General features: G+C 68.2%; 18 protein-coding genes. 9 read left to right on the forward strand and 9 right to left on the reverse strand.

Going from position 1 to position 16,136, the window contains the following annotated elements:
* Positions 1 to 334 precede the first annotated feature (334 nt).
* The 3 genes from HKK74_RS36770 to HKK74_RS36780 form a co-directional block, all read right to left on the reverse strand.
* Entirely contained in the window at positions 335 to 694 is a 360-nt protein-coding gene (locus HKK74_RS36770) for a hypothetical protein (protein WP_187248051.1), read from the reverse strand.
* 154 nt (positions 695 to 848) lie between these two features.
* Complete coding sequence (locus tag HKK74_RS36775) at positions 849 to 1,046, reverse strand: DUF397 domain-containing protein (RefSeq protein ID WP_187248052.1); 198 nt, start codon at positions 1,044 to 1,046, stop codon at positions 849 to 851.
* Between the two features lie 16 nt (positions 1,047 to 1,062).
* The gene (locus tag HKK74_RS36780) at positions 1,063 to 1,929 is read right to left on the reverse strand and encodes a helix-turn-helix domain-containing protein (RefSeq protein ID WP_187248053.1); all 867 of its coding nucleotides are present in this window, start codon (positions 1,927 to 1,929) and stop codon (positions 1,063 to 1,065) included.
* Positions 1,930 to 2,154: 225 nt separating this feature from the next.
* Here HKK74_RS36780 and HKK74_RS36785 point away from each other — a divergent pair, with 225 nt between their 5' ends.
* The gene (locus HKK74_RS36785) at positions 2,155 to 2,598 is read left to right on the forward strand and encodes an ATP-binding protein (protein WP_187248054.1); all 444 of its coding nucleotides are present in this window, start codon (positions 2,155 to 2,157) and stop codon (positions 2,596 to 2,598) included.
* Positions 2,599 to 2,756: 158 nt separating this feature from the next.
* Complete coding sequence (locus tag HKK74_RS36790) at positions 2,757 to 3,032, forward strand: hypothetical protein (protein ID WP_187248055.1); 276 nt, start codon at positions 2,757 to 2,759, stop codon at positions 3,030 to 3,032.
* Positions 3,033 to 3,235: 203 nt separating this feature from the next.
* Here HKK74_RS36790 and HKK74_RS36795 read toward each other — a convergent pair whose 3' ends face one another.
* From HKK74_RS36795 to HKK74_RS36805, 3 genes are all read right to left on the reverse strand, one after another.
* A complete protein-coding gene (locus tag HKK74_RS36795) occupies positions 3,236 to 3,463 on the reverse strand; it encodes a hypothetical protein (RefSeq protein ID WP_187248056.1) in 228 nt (75 codons plus the stop codon).
* Positions 3,464 to 3,880: 417 nt separating this feature from the next.
* Complete coding sequence (locus HKK74_RS36800; protein ID WP_187248057.1) at positions 3,881 to 4,756, reverse strand: hypothetical protein; 876 nt, start codon at positions 4,754 to 4,756, stop codon at positions 3,881 to 3,883.
* A 105-nt stretch (positions 4,757 to 4,861) separates the two neighbouring features.
* Entirely contained in the window at positions 4,862 to 6,835 is a 1,974-nt protein-coding gene (locus tag HKK74_RS36805; protein ID WP_187248058.1) for a WD40 repeat domain-containing protein, read from the reverse strand.
* An 89-nt stretch (positions 6,836 to 6,924) separates the two neighbouring features.
* On the opposite strand from HKK74_RS36805, the gene HKK74_RS39455 reads away from it, so the two are divergent.
* Positions 6,925 to 8,721, forward strand: a complete 1,797-nt coding sequence (locus HKK74_RS39455) for a GNAT family N-acetyltransferase (RefSeq protein WP_222723200.1) — start codon at positions 6,925 to 6,927, stop codon at positions 8,719 to 8,721.
* On the opposite strand, the gene HKK74_RS36815 is transcribed toward HKK74_RS39455, so the two are convergent.
* Entirely contained in the window at positions 8,657 to 9,394 is a 738-nt protein-coding gene (locus HKK74_RS36815) for an AMP-binding enzyme (protein WP_187248059.1), read from the reverse strand. The two genes, HKK74_RS39455 and HKK74_RS36815, sit on opposite strands and share 65 nt — an antisense overlap.
* A 339-nt stretch (positions 9,395 to 9,733) precedes the next feature.
* Between HKK74_RS36815 and HKK74_RS36820 the strand changes: the two genes are divergently transcribed.
* The 6 genes from HKK74_RS36820 (at position 9,734) to HKK74_RS36845 (ending at position 14,545) form a co-directional block, all read left to right on the forward strand.
* Complete coding sequence (locus HKK74_RS36820; RefSeq protein ID WP_187248060.1) at positions 9,734 to 10,252, forward strand: hypothetical protein; 519 nt, start codon at positions 9,734 to 9,736, stop codon at positions 10,250 to 10,252.
* A 37-nt stretch (positions 10,253 to 10,289) separates the two neighbouring features.
* Positions 10,290 to 11,297 carry a peptidase gene (locus HKK74_RS36825; RefSeq protein WP_312882155.1) on the forward strand — a complete coding sequence of 336 codons (1,008 nt, stop codon included), beginning with the start codon at positions 10,290 to 10,292 and terminating at the stop codon, positions 11,295 to 11,297.
* 205 nt (positions 11,298 to 11,502) lie between these two features.
* Entirely contained in the window at positions 11,503 to 11,844 is a 342-nt protein-coding gene (locus HKK74_RS36830; RefSeq protein WP_187248061.1) for a hypothetical protein, read from the forward strand.
* A gap of 49 nt (positions 11,845 to 11,893) precedes the next feature.
* Positions 11,894 to 12,961, forward strand: coding sequence for an ArsR/SmtB family transcription factor (locus HKK74_RS36835; protein ID WP_187248062.1), 1,068 nt, complete (start codon positions 11,894 to 11,896; stop codon positions 12,959 to 12,961).
* 67 nt (positions 12,962 to 13,028) lie between these two features.
* On the forward strand, positions 13,029 to 13,577 hold the full coding sequence (locus tag HKK74_RS36840) for a maleylpyruvate isomerase N-terminal domain-containing protein (protein ID WP_187248063.1): 549 nt from the start codon (positions 13,029 to 13,031) through the stop codon (positions 13,575 to 13,577).
* Complete coding sequence (locus HKK74_RS36845) at positions 13,577 to 14,545, forward strand: alpha/beta hydrolase (RefSeq protein WP_187248064.1); 969 nt, start codon at positions 13,577 to 13,579, stop codon at positions 14,543 to 14,545. The genes HKK74_RS36840 and HKK74_RS36845 overlap by 1 nt, the downstream gene beginning before the upstream one ends.
* A gap of 37 nt (positions 14,546 to 14,582) precedes the next feature.
* Here the strand turns inward: HKK74_RS36845 and HKK74_RS41725 are convergent, their stop codons facing one another.
* Entirely contained in the window at positions 14,583 to 15,410 is an 828-nt protein-coding gene (locus tag HKK74_RS41725; RefSeq protein ID WP_187248065.1) for a nickel/cobalt transporter, read from the reverse strand.
* Entirely contained in the window at positions 15,407 to 16,066 is a 660-nt protein-coding gene (locus HKK74_RS41730; protein WP_187248066.1) for a hypothetical protein, read from the reverse strand. Before HKK74_RS41730 ends, HKK74_RS41725 begins: the two co-directional genes overlap by 4 nt.
* Positions 16,067 to 16,136: the final 70 nt, after the last annotated feature.

A 16,136-nucleotide genomic window follows, 5' to 3' on the forward strand; every position in this document is an offset into this window, starting at 1 on the left:
CCAGATATATGCCCATCTGAGACGGGTCGAGGCGATAAGCGGGCCATCCTTCGTCAGGAGGATGGCCCGCCGTCGCGCACCAATAGGATTGCATTCTTTCGAGGTTGTGTTCGACGAACGCACGACGATTCGACTGCGTCAGCCCGTCGATGTGTCGGTCTTCGTGGAAAACTGCGGAAGCTCGGGTTCGTCGAACAGGATGACGCGGCCACCAGGTCACCGGGACGCACGGCTCCGATTCAGCAACGCGGCTGGTTCCGTGGCGTCTCCCAAAACCTGGCTCGGCCCTTCTTCCGCCGGACCACATGGGATACCTGTGGATCGGTTGGACTGATCAGTTTCGGTACCGGGGATATCCGCCCTGCTCGGGGAGTTCGTCTTCGTAGTCGCAGGCAGCGACTGCGTCATAGCCCGCTTGCCAGGCAGATGTGAGGATCTCGGAGACCGCAGCTACGACCTGGCGGGTTGTGGCGTGTCCCTTTTCGATCTCGATCTTGACTGGCCAGGTGGGAAAGTCGGCCGCGTCGTGGGTGAAATCGGGGTTGCGCAGGATTTCGATGTCGATGCCGTCGATGTGCAGGAGGCTCCCGTCGCGTGGGGCGCCGGTGGCGTGGGCTGCCAGCTCGACCGCGGCGTCTTCGGATAGGCCTCGTAGATAGAGCCCGCAGTAGTCATAGTGCTCTGGGCTGGTCATGCGGCGTCTCTCCCATCGTGGCGTTCCAGCAGGATGCCCCGCTCGAAGCGGGCGCCAGCGCGGACGAGGGCGACCAGGTGGGGAGCGTTCACAGCGCACCAGCGCAACCTGGTCCCGCTCTTGTGGAGGCGAAGGCCTCCCACCCGGGATGGGACTAAAGGTCGTACTCTCCGGATCGAACGCGGCGTGCGAACGCCGCCCACGCGGCATGATCGAAGGCGAGCCTCGACCCGTCGGGGTTTTTGGAGTCACGGACGGCGATCACGTCGCCGATGGGTGCGACCTCGACGCAGTTGGCACCGCCGTTGCCGCTACGTCGGCACTTGCGCCAGACGACACGGGAAAGGTCCATCTGCCCGTACCTTCCCTTACTCCTGATGTTCCATCTGCTCAGCAATCTTCTTGATCAGCGTGCGCGAGTCATCAGGAGCGAGTGCTTTCGCACGCAGATGATCGAAGATCAACCCATAAGCGGCCACTTCTGACTGTTGCTCCAGATATAGGCTGCCTGTCCGGTATTCAACGTACACGACGTCGGGGTCCAATGGCTCGGCGAAGCCGAGGATGAAGAACCCATGTTGCATGGCGGGATGGGCACCCGCACCAAACGGCAGGACCTGTAGTGTCACGGTGTTGAGCCGAGAGACCTCGACAAGGTGGCGGAGCTGGTCACCCATCACCGCACGGCCTCCGACCTCTCTTCGCAGAGCCGCCTCGTTCAGCACGACCCACAGATGCGGGGCATCGTCCGCCGTCAACAGCTCTTGCCGCTTGAGCCGCACGGCGATACGGCGCTCCAGTTCCTCGTCACCTGGGAGCGCGAGCTCAACGTCCATCAGGCCGCGAATGTAGGCCTCGGTCTGGAACAGGCCGGGGATGATCTCGCATTCGTACTCGCGGATCTTGCCGGCCTCTTCCTCCAGGCCGACGTACACGGTGAACCAGTTGGGGATCGCGTCGTTGTACTGCTGCCACCAGCCGCGCTTACGGGCCTGCTTGGCGACGGTCAGCCAGGCGTCCTTCTCCTGGCCATCGACGCCGTACAACTCCAGCATCCGTGCGACATAAGCGGGTGGAGCACTGGTGGCCGCAGACTCGATCTTTGTGATGGTCGCAGGTGCACAGCTGACGAAGTCGGCGACTTCCTCTCGGGTCTTTCCTGACTCCTTGCGCAGCCGCTTCAACTCGGCCGCCAGTCGCCGACGCCGCACGGTGGGGCTGGTCCGGTTCGCCACTGTTGTATCTCCTTACGGCCTTTGTGATCGCCGGATCTTATGAAAATGGCACTAGTTCCATCGAAAGAGCTTTACGCAGCCATAGGCAGCCATGCACACTCTGAGCTTAGCGATGCTGACACAGAGTGTTCGCTGATCTCCCTAACCCGATCTGTGTGACCAATACGGCGAAGGAGCGGACGGTCGGCTAGTAGGAACCGAACGGCGACTTACCGGAGGATTGTCATGACGGCCGCTGTAGTCCTCGGAACCATCGATGTGCCGGCCGAGGCCTGCCGCGTGGCAGCCGCGCGACACTGGCTGCGTGATCTGCTCGGCACGGATCACCCCGCGGTATTCGAGGTCGAACTGCTGGGCAGCGAACTGATCACCAACGCGGTGCTGCACTCCGATTCGGCCAGGCTCGACGACCACGGACGGCCCGGAATCATCTCGATCGTCGTACTGGCCGTCGGGCACTCCATCCGGGTGGAGGTCACCGATTCCGCATCAGCATGTGACGCGCCCCATGTGGTCGATGCCGGTACCGATGCCATCAGCGGCCGTGGCCTGCGTCTGGTGCGGGAAGTTACCGGCGGGCGATATGGGACACATGCCCACGGCAGAAACCGAACCGTGTGGTTCGAACTTGCCCATGCTCCTGCCGTCTCCAACAAAGATCACCCATGACGCTCCGACACGCCGGAGCAGCGAGCCCGTTGGGCCGTACGACCTCAAGAACCGGCGCGGTGGTGCGGTCGAGCCCCCTGCCCCCGAGGGAACCTCCCGCACCGCCGCGCCGCCGGACACCCCCGACCGGCCAGACCATCACCGCCAAGGAGACCATCGTGACGCTCCCCGCCGACCGCCTCAGCGTCCGGGACCGCCAGGCCATCGATCTCGCTGACCGCCTCCGCCGGCAGATCGGTCAGTGGCTCAACCTGCGCGGGATCATCACCGCGACTGTCGGGATCTCCCCCTACGTGGACCCTGCCGACCGGCCCAGCGTCGTCATCTGCATGAACGCCTGCGCCGCCCAGGCTCTTTTGCACGATCTCGGTGAGCTGCAGAGTGGGATGTTCGGCCTCCCATTCGCACCGTATCCTCACATCGACGGCAGGTAAGAGCCGATCTCCGGGCGATGGTGGTTCTCATGCGTTGCGGGCAGCCGTGGCGGGGAAGGTACGGTGCGGTCATGCCGATTGGGAAAGGTCCTGCGCCGTATGGTCGGACATTTTCCAAACCTTGAGTCGGTGACGTTGCGCACGCTGCCGGATGATCTCTCCTCACTACCGCCCGGAGAAGACGGCACGGCCGTTGCCGACGATCAGTCGAAGAGGTCTTCTACGGACTCGACGGTCGCCACCCGCCTGATCCAGTTCTCAAGCTGATCGAGATCTGTGCAGGACGTGATGCGGACACGCGCCTCCTCTGAGAGCGTCAGGTCACGGGCGGCAAGGACTTCCAGGATCGCCTTGGCCTCACCCTCCGCCTTGCCCTCACCGTAGGCACGGCGGAAAAAGTCACTCTTGTATTCGCGGGTGCGAGCGGTCATCAGGATCTCCAGCAGTCGACGGACGAGCGGATGACCGGCGTGAACCTGGTCTGGACATCGGACTCTGAACCTGATCGTGGGGTTCATGCGGCGTGCCAGGCTCAGCCGGCGACGCATCGTCAAGGTCCGCACAGGGGCGTTCCGGCAAGGCGTCTTGCTCTTGCCGCCGCCCTGTGACTTCTTCCAACGCCCGGCATCACCGACCTGACGGGCACCCATCGGGTCTTCGACAGCACCAGGCCGGTCCCGCTGCGCGAAGACGTTGTTCGTGGTCCGAACCATGCTGCAACGGAATGCAGAGCCCTGCCGGAATGGGCGGAGCGCGGGTTCGGAGCATTGCGGCCACGCTCGCCACCTCACTCGGCCCAGGCGCAGGGGCCGAACAGCCGGAGAAGACGGCACGGCCGTTGCCGACGATCAGTCGAAGAGGTCTTCTACGGACTCGACGGTCGCCACCCGCCTGATCCAGTTCTCAAGCTGATCGAGATCTGTGCAGGACGTGATGCGGACACGCGCCTCCTCTGAGAGCGTCAGGTCACGGGCGGCAAGGACTTCCAGGATCGCCTTGGCCTCACCCTCCGCCTTGCCCTCCGCCTTGCCCTCACCGTAGGCACGGCGGAAAAAGTCACTCTTGTATTCGCGGGTGCGAGCGGTCATCAGGATCTCCAGCAGTCGACGGGCGGGCTCTGGCTGTACCGCGAGGACGTTGTCAAGGTAAGTCTGCCCCCGAACGGCCTCGACCTGCTCCATCATGTCCAACAGCGTGGTGAACACCTTCTCCCCGGCAGGCCCCGCACCGTGCACGAAAGCCGACACCACGACGTCGAGTGGGTCCGTGGCCTGATCCGAATTGAGGATCACCGGCACGTCACGCTGTCCGATCACCAACGGACACAGCACCGACCCAGGATTGCCGAGCGGGATGGGTTCGCGGCACTTCTCGGCCTCGGTCTCGTTAGGGCAGATCACCACGAGTAGCACCGGGCATCTGCGGCGCCCACGCAGATTCGCCACATAGGCGGGCCAACTCCAATGCTTCTCATCAACGTACCGCCGTTGCATCTCCAGGATCACCGCGAGCACCGGGCGCTTGTCCATGGGGTCGGCGTAAAAGCTCACCACCTTGTCAGCCCGGTACTCCGTCGGGTTGTACTCGGCGAGGTCCCCTGAGTCCACGCGCACCTGGGCGAAGGGCGGGATCTGGTCGATGCCCGCCCACCGCAGCAGCACGGCGGTGAAGGACGGCTGGTCGTCGATGAGTTCAAGCCAGAACTCATGTTCACGCGTCGGCACCCGCCAACACTATCCGTATTGATTCAACTACATACAGTGAAGAGTAAAGGTCTCAGTCCGACCCGGTGGATGGTGCTCCCAGGGAGGTGAAGGCGGGGCGACCGGTCATGGTGAGACCCGGTGCACGATCAGGCCTGAGGGGACGGCGGTCGCGAGCAGGCCGTTGCCGAGCGGGGCACAACCGACGACCTCGTGGTGGACCGGGATGACCTGTTCACACCGGCCCGTCGTGGGATCCCAGATGCGGACCGTACGATCCTCTTCGCCGTGCGTGGCGAGCAGCGGATGGCCGTCCAGCGTCAGGACGCCGATCCCGGCGAAGCGGGTGCCCGCCCCTCCCTGCAGGACGCACTGCTCCTCGGCGGTCAATGGATTCCAGATCCGTAGCCTCTCCGAATCCTTGGTGGCCACCAGGGGCCGGTCATCGAGCATGAAGGCGAAGTCCGCGCTGGGTCCCGCCATATCCTGCCAGGCGGCGTCGGCCGGATACCAGATGCGCAGCCCGTGCCCTCGCTCGTTGGCGACCAGCGCGGGCCGGCCGTCCACCGTGATCCGGCCGAGCCATTGGAGGTCGGAACCCCACTCTTGCTCGTGCTCCAGCTTGCCGGTGGCAGGATCCCAGATCCTGAGGATGGAATCACCGGCCGCCGCCAGCAGCACCCGGCCCTCCCGGCTGAACGAACAGACGATCGTGGGCCCCTCGTCCCACCGCCGCTCCAAACGCCTGAGCTGCCGTCCGGCAGCCGGGTCCCAGATCCGGATCAGCCCGTCGTCATAGATGGCGAACGCGCCCGCGAGCAGTTCCCGGCCGTCCAAGGTGAACGCGTGCACGTCCTCAACGCCGAACATCGATCCCCGGATCCGGCGGATCTGCGTTCCGGTCTCTGGATTCCAGATCCGCAGTGACTCGTTGGCGACGCTGACGACCTTGTCCTGGAAGGCCCAGACCCCGTAGACGGCTCCGGTATGGCCCTTGGGGCGGGGACTCGTGCCGGGACCCAGCGGATCCCACAGCCGTACGGTCCTGAGGTAGCCATCGGCGCTGGCCAGCAAGGTCCGGCCGTCGTGCTCGAAGGAGCACAGTGCCTCGGTCGGCCCCCGGCCGTTCTGGATCCGGTTCACCAGTTCGCCGCTGGCCGTGTCCCAGACGCAGAGCCAATCCGAGTACTTCTGCGGTACGGCGAGCAGCGCCCGGCCGTCGGCGCGGAAGAAGCACGCCTGCTCCACCCAGCTGTCCGGCGGGATGAAGACCTGGAGGGGCGATCCGGTGTCCTGGTCCCAGATCCGTACGGTCTTGTGTCCGACGCTGACCAGCCGCTCCCGGCCGCCCAACTCGACGGCGCGCACGTGCGTGATCCGATCCAGGGTGGCGTCGACGAGCGGTTCGTGCTCGATGACGCCTGCGACCTCGCCGGTGGCCGGATCCCATAGCCTGATCCGGCCGCCCTCCATCTCCTTGTCGTATCCCGCACTGGCGAAGAGGGTCTTTCCGCCGACGGTGACCGCGCAAAGGTCCACGGTCGTGTGACCGTCGGGCTTCACGATTCCGCGCAACTCACCGGTGGCCACATCCCAGAGGCCGACGCCCCCGGCCACGGCCGGCGCCATCATCAGATCCTTGCAACAGGCGACGGCCCGCCCGGTCGCGCCGGTGATGACGTGACGGGTCTCTCCCATGCGCGGATCCCACAGCCGTACCGAGTCCCGCGCGGCGCTCGCGACCAGGGTCTCCCCGCCCACCTCAACGGGGATCGCACCTTTATGGTCTGTCAGTTTCCCGAGCTGCTCACCCGTGACGGGGTTCCACGTCCGTACGGTCCTGTCACGCCCCGAGCTGACGAGCACGCCGCCGACGTTGAGCACAGTGTCGACCCCGTCCGCGTGTCCGTGCATGACACGGACCTGCCGCTCGGTGGCCGGGTCCCAGATCCGCAGCGTGCCATCCGCGCTCGCGCTGACCAGCAGCGTGCGGCCCTCCCCCTCGATCGTGCAGAGATCCGCCGCGCGGCCCACATGCCCTTCGAGGGTGGCCAGCTCCACTCCGGGCGCCACCGACTCCCAAACCGCCTCAGAACGCATTCGGCCCATATTAGAGATCTTGTGGCTGCACACTTCCCTTTCGGCCAACGGCCGGCGCTCTGACCTGGCCCCCATGAGAGCATCCCGGCATGGGTGACCTGACCGGCGCGGCGAAGCTGAGGGCGGCGCGGCCGGACGAAGCCGAGGCGCTGAGCGGGCTGATAATGCGTTCCAAGGCGTACTGGGGCTATGACGAGGCGTTCCTGGCCGGCTACCGAGACGATCTTCGGCTTCGGCGTGGTGAGGTCGTCGAACGGCGCACGGTGGTCGCCGAACGGAATGGGCTGGTCCTGGGTGTGGCCACTTTGGAGGGTGATCCGCCGGACGGTGAACTCGGCCTGCTGTTCGTTGAGCCGGACGCGATGGGCGGCGGCGTGGGGCGACTGCTGTACCGGCATGTGCTGGAGGAAGCGGGGCGGCTGGGCTTCACCCGGGTGACGATCGAATCCGACCCCAATGCCGAGGCGTTCTACCTGGCGATGGGGGCGCAGCGACAGGACGTCGCCCGGCAGGCGACAGCCCGTGCCCTGCCTGTGCTCGTAGCGTGGCCGGTCCGGCCGGAGCCAACCTGGTCAGTGGCCTGGAGCGCGGGAGGACCTACGGTCCACGTCGGCAATGTCACCGAGTTCAACGGCCAGTTCGCCGGCGGTGCGCGGGGTCCCGACCACTACTCCTGCCTGGCCGCCTTCTGCGGTCCACGCCCCGCGATGATCGTTCTTCCCCAGCGGGTCGACGATTGGTGGGTCCGGGACATCGCTGCCGCCCTCGGCTGGGGGGAGGTGGAGGTGCACAGCGGGATCACTGATGACGGCCGCGTGTCCGAAGCGATCCTGGCTCGGCCGGACCTGCTGGAACGCCTCACCTCCCGAGGGTCACCCGTGCTGCCGTGGGGTCGGACGGCGGCGTTCGAGCCGATCGCCCCGTCACCCGGCGGTGTGCTGGAGGCCATCGGCCGGTATGAGGCGAAGAGCCGTGCGCACGCGTTGTTCCGCGCGCTGGCTTCCGATCACCCGGGAATCGTCGTTCCCGCACAACGGCCGGTCGGCTCGCGTCGCGCACTCGCACGGGACCTTGCCGAAGGGCCTCGGGTGGTGCTCAAGCGGGAGTACGGCGTCGGTGGGTCCGGGACGCTGATCGTGTCCCCCGAGACGGAAGGCCTCCGAGCCCTCGCACGGCGATGGTCGAGCGGCGGCGTGCTGCTGGAGGAGTACGTGGAGGGATCCGGCCCGTACCGGGATCCCACCTTCGACGCCGTCATCGACTCCGACGGCGAGGTTCACCCGGTCGGTGTCGGGCTGATGGACGTCGACGAGACCAGCTACAGCGGAGTCACCGTCGGTCTCGGTGTCCTGCCCGATTCACTCACCGACACGGCCGTCGGGTTCGGGGTCGCGGTGGGCCGGGCCTTGGCCGAGGACGGCTATCGGGGTTGGTACGACGTTGATTTCGTCACCGAACGGTCGGGCCGCCTCGCGCCAACTGAGATCAACCTGCGGCTCACCGGACCGGCCGTCGCGTTCCATCTCCAGGCCGCCCTCGATCGCCTGCGAGGAGGACATCACTTCGTCCGCACACTCGACCGGCTACCACTAGGTGCACGGCTGCCTGCGGGGCCGCTGCGCGAACACGTCGCCCGCACTGCCCAGAGGTGCCGGGCGCTCGGCACGACCCTGCTGGTCACCATCCCGACGGCAGCATTCGATCCCGTTCCCTACCTGGGCGTGGCGATCGCCGCCCGTACCAGGCGGGCCCTTGAGGAGGCGGAGACCACCGTCCGCGGCGCGAACGCGGCCCTGGGCGAGATGTTCGGCGATCTGGAGGTCAATCTGCGCGATGCTCGCGGATCGCAAAGGCGACGAGCACGGCTGCGGCGATCATCAAGGTGATGTTGAACCCGTAGACGAGGGCGGCCTGACGGTCCCAGTCGGTCTTGGCGGCAAGCCGGTAGAAGTTGTCCTGCGGCCACCAGGCGACCAGCAGCCAGACGATCGACAGGTGGGCGAGCGTGGTCAGCCATGGCGGGCGTCCCAGACGGGTCAGCCGCCTGCGGCCGAGGAACAGGAAGCCGATCCCCAAACCGAAGGACAGGCATTCGGCCACATAGAGCCCGGTGAAGAGCCCGGCCCACGGTTGGGGCACCGCCGACAGGTCCGTGGAGCCCGGCCAGAAAGCGTCGGTCATCAGGAACGCCACCAAGGCGATGAACCCCGCCAGCAGCAGCATGACCACCCCGAGCGACGCATCGCCCAGATCCGGCAGCGCCCCCTTGCCGCCCGCCGCCCGTCCCGGCAGCACCGGAAGCGGAAGACCTTCGCGGTCCACCTCATCCGAACTGGTGCGGGGCAGGGAGTCCACCGGTATCACGGCCCGTGGCATTCGGTTGGGCCGCAGACGCGGGCCCGACAGGAACGCCCGGATCTCCGCTGGATCGGCCCGTCCAGTGGTGACGACGTACGCGACGAGTGTGTTCTTCCGTGACCCGGTCCGGATCCTGGTGACCACGCAATCTCGTACTTTCGGATGCCTGCGAAGCTCCGCCTCGACATCGTCATAGGCCATGCCAGATCGCCCCAAGCAATCGGAAAAGCGCCAACCCGCGCAATGATGTCACGATGCGGGCGCTTCAGTGGGGCTGCTCCTTGTGGGAGTTCCAGGCGTACGGCTCGATCGGCTCGCCACCGCCGGCGAGCACGACGCCGATCTCCGCTTTCAAGCCACGGTCAACACCCGAAGCCTCGTCGCCACCACGACCGCATGAGACGGGCCTCGTACGTCAGGCAGGCTCCGCGTGTCGAGAACCGAGCGCATCATTGTGGTCACTTAGGGTAAGCGATCAGTCGTTGTTTCTGATCTCGACCCGTCCTTGAGGGGCGGGTCCCTGCGGCTACGGAGAACCACATGCGACTTCGGTCGATCGCACTGCTTGCGGGAAGCACGATCACTTCGGCGATACTCACCGCTCCGACCGCGAACGCCGCGGACACCACCGTGACCTTCACGGTCAGCTCGGGTGCGTTGACGATCACGGCGCCATCAGGTCCGGTCAACCTGGGCAGCGCCCCACCGGGCGGTGGTGTCAGCGGTGCGATCGGCACCGTGCAGGTCACCGACGCCCGGGGCGGTACACCCACCTCCGACTGGATCTCCCGGGTCTCGTCGACGGCTTTCACGAGCGGCCCTGATTCCATCCCTGCCTCGAACGCGACGTACACCCCTGGGCCCGGAACTCTTGTGCTCGGCAACGGGACGCTCACTCCGGGCGCGTCGGGGAGCCTGGCCGCGCAGCGCATCGCGATGAGCTACACCGGCGGCACCGGGAGCAGCCAGGCGACGTGGGATCCGACCGTGGCGGTCTCCATCCCGCTAGCGGCTGATCTGGGCACCTACACCGGGACACTGACCCATTCCGTCTCCTGACCGCCGCGCTGGCCTGGCCCTGGGCGTCCTGCTGTCCGTGCTCTTCACAGGCGCGGGCGGCGGGACGGCCCAGGCCGCCCGCACCGTGGTCGGCGGTACCACAGGTGCGGCCCATGCCAGCGCGGATCGCCCCAGCGACGGACTCGGCATCCGCCTGCTCGACGCCCCCGTCTCCCGCCGCAAGGATCCCCGCGCACGTACCGGGGTGGTCGACCATCTCAACCCCGGCACCACGATCACCCGGCGTTTCGAGGTGTCGAACACCACGAGGCGCTCGCTGCGGGTCGCGCTGTACGCGGCCGCTGCCGACGTCGAGAACCGTACTTTCGCCTTCGCACCGGAGCGCACGCCGAACGAGTTGACGACGTGGACGACCGTCGAGCCGGCCGAGATCGATCTGCCGCCGCACCACAAGCGAACCGGACGGTTCACCATCCGGGTGCCCAAGACCGCATGGCGTGGCGAGCGGTATGCCATGATCTGGGCGCAAACTGGGGCACCGCCCGATAAGAACCACAACCTCGGGCTCCTCAGCCGCGTCGGCATACGGATCTATCTCGACATCGGTCCGGGCGGTGAGCCGCCATCGGACATGCGCATTGAGAAGCTGACCCCAGAACGCGACGCCGCCGGGCGGCCCCGGCTCGTGGCCCAGGTCCGCAACACCGGTGGCCGGGCATTGGACCTGTCCGGGCGGCTGTCCCTGACCGACGGCCCGGAAGGCATTCGGGCCGGGCCGTACCCGGCCACGCTGGGCGTCACCCTGAAACCGGGCGACACCGGCCAGGTGGTCGTCGAGATGGGCAAACGGCTGCCGAACGGTCCGTGGAAAGCCCACCTGGTCATTCAAAGCGGTCTGGTGAAGCGGGTGGTGTCGGCCAACGTCACCTTCCCCGACACCGGGATAGGCCGGTCTGCCGTCCTGCTGGGCACCCGTCACATGCTGTTCCCGTCGGCGCTGGTCGCTCTCACCCTGGCGGTCGCCGCCGTCGTACTCCTCCTCCTTCGCCGGCGGCGGCGGCGCGTCAACTCCGGCTCCGCTTGAGCGAAAGACATCGATGTATCGAAGAACGGCACTCATCACCACGACGGCCGTACTGGCCACCACATTCGCCGCACCAGCCGATGCGGCACCGAGCCTTGCCAGGTTCATACCGGCCAAAGCAGGCTCGCTGACCATCAGCGTCCCTGCGTCGGCGGCTCTGGGTAGCGCGCGCTCAGGGGGTCAGCTCACTTCACGAATAGCGACGGTGACAGTGACCGACACCCGCGAACCCGGTGCGGGATCGTGGACCACGACCGTCTCCTCGACCAACTACACCAGAACCAGCCCGCCCACGGCGACGATCAGCCGGGCGAACGTGTACTACTGGTCCGGCCCGGCCACCGACACACAAGGCGGCGGGACCTTCACCCCCGGCCAGCCCACCGCCGCCCAAAGAGTCAGCCTCAGCACCACCCAGACCGCCTTCTCCCACACCCATATCGCAGGCGTCAACAGCGCAAGCTGGGCCCCGACACTGCAGGTATCAATCCCATTCGCCACCACCGCCGGCAACTACGCCGGAACCATCACCCACTCAGTCGGCTGATCCGAGAACCGGACACCACCGGAGTCGCCGGGAAGGTTACGGTGCGATCATGCCGATATCGCTCGAGGTTCCCACCGAGCCCGGCGCGGTGACCTTCGCCGTGTCGCCGCTCGTGGAGCTCGGCTGGGCATGGCATGTGCTGGTCGGCGTCGACCACCATCCCGACCGCGCCGAGTGGGCCGCGGGGGTGCGCGCACTGCTGCCCGAGGGCCTCGCCGAGGAGCTCACGGCCTGGGCCTTCACGGTACGCGCCGTGCGCGCCACCCTGCTGGTGGATCCGACTCTCGTGGGGTCGGGCGGCTGGGAGGACCGGCTGGACCGGGTGGGCCGGGTGCCGGTCGGAGAGTTCGCCGCGATGATGTTGCGGCCGTTGCTCCGAGAGCGCGGCCGGCCGGGCGACCTGTCGAATCCCCGGGTACGCGCCGGGATCACCGCCCTGGCCCGCGCCCGTGGACCGGCGACGGTGCGCGTCGTCCGGCTGCTCCTCGACGACGCGGAGACCGCGCGGGAATCACTGGTCGCCGTCCTCTCCCACTGCTGGTCGCTGTTCTTCCAGGCGGAGTGGGAACAGGCGGCTCCCGTCCTGCGCCGTGAGGTCCTGGCTCGTTCGCGGCTGTGCGCACAGTCCGGCCCGTTGCTCGCGCTGCGGGACCTGTCACCGGCCGTGGACGTCGCGCCGGACGGCCGGATCGTGATCGACAAGGTGCAGAGCAAGCGGCTGGCCACCGCGCGGCGCGGACTGGTGCTGGTCCCGACCGTCTTCGGCGATCCCCATGTGTACGTCGCCGACGAACCCGACCGGCCGGTCGTCGTGCACTACCCCTTCCCGGCCCCCTCGCGGGCGGCCGACCGGCGCTCGACGTGGCAGCGGCTCAGCGTGCTCGCCAACCCGGCACGGCTGGAGGTGTGCCGGGCCATCGCGGTCGAGCCGCGATCCGCACGGGAGATCGCGCGCCACTGGCGATTCACCGAGGCCGCGGTGACCAAGCACCTGTCCAAGCTCCGTGCGGCCGGGCTCGTGCGGACCGAACGGGCCGGGCACTTCGTGCGCTACTCGCTCGACACCGAGGCGATCGAGATGCTCGGCGGCGACCTGCTCGAGGTGTTGCGCCGCTGACGCCCAAGCCTGCCCGAGACGAGCAGGCTTGCGTTCCGTCCCGACCATGCTTCCTACGCTCGGGCCCATGATGACGAAGAGACCACGGCTCTTGACGGTCGGCGAGACGGTGCGGCGCACGACGGTCGACCGCGGCCTGTTGATGGACCGGGTGGCCGGCCGCCCGGAGGACGAACTGATCGCCCCATATCTGGTCCGCGGCGGTCCCCTGGGAGACTTCTGCGAATCGCTGCGCGACCTGGTCGCGCACGTCCTGATGTGGGACGAGATCAGTCTGGCCGTGCTGACCGAGGCGCGCCATGGCCGGGCGCACTGGAGCCTGGCGGAGCGCTGGGAGGAGCCGGAGGTCGGCGCTTCGCTGAACGTCTCCGGGGTGGCGGCGGGGCGTGAACTGCCGGTCGACCTGCTCCTGGACAGGTTCACGGTCGTCCGCGACGCGCTCCTCGACGAGCTGTCCCGCTATGACGGCGAGCGGTGGAGCGCCCCGATCGAGACGGAGGAGCCCCGCGCGGAGAGCATCGGGGCGCTGGCGCAGCACGTCATGACGATTCCGCGCCATGAGCCGTACTGGCACGCGGCCATCCACCTCGGCGAGCTGGCGGAGGTGACGTCCTGATGCCCCTCGATCCGGATGTGCGGGCCATCGTGGCCGGGGCCGGCGAGAGCCGGCCGCTCGCGTCGCTGTCACTGGAGGAGGCCCGGGCCATCACCCGCGGGGTGGTCACGCTCCAAGGCGAACCGGTACCGGTCGCGGAGGTGCGCGATGTCGAGGCCGCCGGTGCGGGCGGTCCGGTGCGCGTCCGTCTCTACCGCCCGCTGCAAACGCGGTCGCCGGCCCCGGTGCTGGTCTGGGCGCACGCCGGCGGCTGGGTCCGCGGCGACCTGGACACCTGGGACACCCCGTTGAAGGATCTGGCGAGCCGCATTGGAGCGGTGGTGGCGAGTGTCGACTACCGTCTGGCGCCGGAGACCAGGTTTCCCGGTGCTCTCGAGGATGTGCTGGCGGCGTTGCGCCACCTCGCCGACCACGCGTCCGATCTCGGCCTGGACGCCGATCGGATCGCGGTCGGCGGCGACAGCTCGGGCGGCAATCTCGCCACGGCCGCGGCGCTGGCCATCAGAGACCTGCGGGCCGGCCCTCCGCTAGCCGCCCAGGTGCTGGTCCACCCGCCCACCGATCCCCGGTACGGGATGCCGGGCTTCGTGCGTTACGCCGATGGGACCCCGCTGACCGACGCCGAACTGCGGGAACGCGACGACCTGGGCCACCTGTGGACGCAGTACCTGCCCTCCCCGTACGCGGCCGACCATCCGTACGCCGCGCCCATGCGCGCCCGCGACCTGGCCGGGCTGCCACCGGCGGTGATCGCCACGGCGGAGTACGACGTTCTGCGCGACGACGGGGAGGCGTACGCGGCCCGCCTCGCCGCCGCCGGTGTGCCGGTCCGGCTGCGGCGCTTCGCCGGGATGACCCATTCGTTCCTGCACTTCACCGGCCGGGCACCGGCGGCCAGGGCACTGCCGGAATGGCTCTCCGCGCAGGTGCGGCCGCTGCTCGGCCTGGAGTCATCGAGCGGAGCCTGACCGGCCGATGGCGTGGCCGGCCGCCTCGACCCGGTGCTCAGGAGGTGAGGGTGGTGATCGCCACGACGAGATAGAGACAGCCGCCGACCGAGACCGCCACACCGGCGATCGCGGGCACCCAAGCGACCACCGCGGCGGCCGGCGATCGGCCGCGCACGCGGCGCGCCAGCACGGCGTACCCCCGGATCGTCACGACGCCGACGCCGGTCAGCGTGAACGCCATCCCCGTCCCGAAGACGATCACCAGTACGACGGCGTCGAAGGCCCGGCCGGTGAGCAGCCCGCTCACCAGCACGAGGAACGCCGACGGCGACGGCAGAAGTCCACCGGACAGTGCGAGCGCGACCAGTCCCCGCCGCGACCACGGATCGGTCGGCTCGTCGTCGTGGCGGTCATGCCCGTGAGAGTGCCCATGCCCATGGCCGTGGGAATGCCCGTGCCCGTGCCCGTGGGAATGCCCGTGCCCGTCGCCCTGCGACGGTGAGTGGGAGTGACCTCGACCGCGCAGATGGCGATAGGCGAGGTGAGCGCCGACGCCGATCACCACCAGCCCGGCCACCACCTGCATCCAGGCCGTCACGGTCTTCGTACCGAAGCCGCCGAGGTCGCTCAGCCCCACCCAGGCGAGCGCCAGCACCAGCACCGAGACGGTGTGCATGACCGCGACGATGACCCCGAGGCGCAGCGCGTCCCGGTAACGGCCCTGGGTCCCGACGAGGTACGCCGCGGTGATGCTCTTGCCATGGCCCGGCGCAACCGCATGCATCGCGCCCACCCCGAGCGCGATGGCCAGGGCCACCCAGAAGACGCCCTTGCCGTCGAAGAAGGCGATCAGATGGTTCTCGTAACCGGTCACGCCGTTCACCGGCGTCCCCTCGCGCGGCGCCGCATCAGCAGCGCCACCGCGCCGATGCCGCACAGTGCCGCGGCGGTACCGACCGACGTCGTGACCACCGCCCGTGAGCCGCCCGACCCGGAGAAGCGCAGGCGCTGCGTACGCTGTGTCGCGGTGAAGAGCGACCGCGACGGCGTCGCGGGGGACTCGCTGGTGAGCATCGTTCGGTACGCCTGGTTGAGGTCGGTGAGGGCGCCGACCCCGACGTCGATGACCACGACGGGGGCAGGGCAGTCGAAGGTCAGCCGGGCGCCCTCGGCCAGCAGCCGGTCCAGTCCGGCAAGCCGCCCCTCGCACGGCCTGCCGTCCTGGGCCACCGTGATCGTCTTCAGGAGGTAGTCGCGTACGGCGGGCGAGCGCTGAAGCTTCTGCTCCCCTGTCAGGTCGGTCGACACGGCGCCGGTACCGGGGTCCTCGAAGGCCCCGACCGACTGGCCGAGCGCGACCCAGTCGTCCTCGGCGGCGAGCCATGAGATGGCCACTCGCGAGCCGTCGACGCTGATCCGCGCGGTGGACGGCGGTCCGAACGGGTGGGCGGCCGCCGCGGCGGCCGGGCCGACGACCCCGGCCACCGCCGCGACACCGGCGACCAGCGCGCTCTTAAGCGCGCGGGTACGGATCGTCACATGAACTCCTGTCGAGCTCATGCAGAGCTCTTGTCGAGCGGAGGACCGGCGCGGGCCGCACCGTGGCGGC

The sequence above is a fragment of the Actinomadura alba genome, assembly GCF_014323705.1.
Lineage (GTDB): Bacteria > Actinomycetota > Actinomycetes > Streptosporangiales > Streptosporangiaceae > Actinomadura_C > Actinomadura_C alba.

Coding starts and splice junctions, on each gene's coding strand:
- HKK74_RS36815 (WP_187248059.1), bottom strand. CDS start 9,394: ATGGCCTATGACGATGTCGAGGCGGAGCTTCGCAGGCATCCGAAAGTA.
- HKK74_RS36820 (WP_187248060.1), top strand. CDS start 9,734: ATGCGACTTCGGTCGATCGCACTGCTTGCGGGAAGCACGATCACTTCG.
- HKK74_RS39455 (WP_222723200.1), top strand. CDS start 6,925: ATGGGTGACCTGACCGGCGCGGCGAAGCTGAGGGCGGCGCGGCCGGAC.
- HKK74_RS36795 (WP_187248056.1), bottom strand. CDS start 3,463: ATGACCGCTCGCACCCGCGAATACAAGAGTGACTTTTTCCGCCGTGCC.
- HKK74_RS36775 (WP_187248052.1), bottom strand. CDS start 1,046: ATGGACCTTTCCCGTGTCGTCTGGCGCAAGTGCCGACGTAGCGGCAAC.
- HKK74_RS36770 (WP_187248051.1), bottom strand. CDS start 694: ATGACCAGCCCAGAGCACTATGACTACTGCGGGCTCTATCTACGAGGC.
- HKK74_RS36785 (WP_187248054.1), top strand. CDS start 2,155: ATGACGGCCGCTGTAGTCCTCGGAACCATCGATGTGCCGGCCGAGGCC.
- HKK74_RS36840 (WP_187248063.1), top strand. CDS start 13,029: ATGATGACGAAGAGACCACGGCTCTTGACGGTCGGCGAGACGGTGCGG.
- HKK74_RS36835 (WP_187248062.1), top strand. CDS start 11,894: ATGCCGATATCGCTCGAGGTTCCCACCGAGCCCGGCGCGGTGACCTTC.
- HKK74_RS36805 (WP_187248058.1), bottom strand. CDS start 6,835: ATGCGTTCTGAGGCGGTTTGGGAGTCGGTGGCGCCCGGAGTGGAGCTG.
- HKK74_RS36845 (WP_187248064.1), top strand. CDS start 13,577: ATGCCCCTCGATCCGGATGTGCGGGCCATCGTGGCCGGGGCCGGCGAG.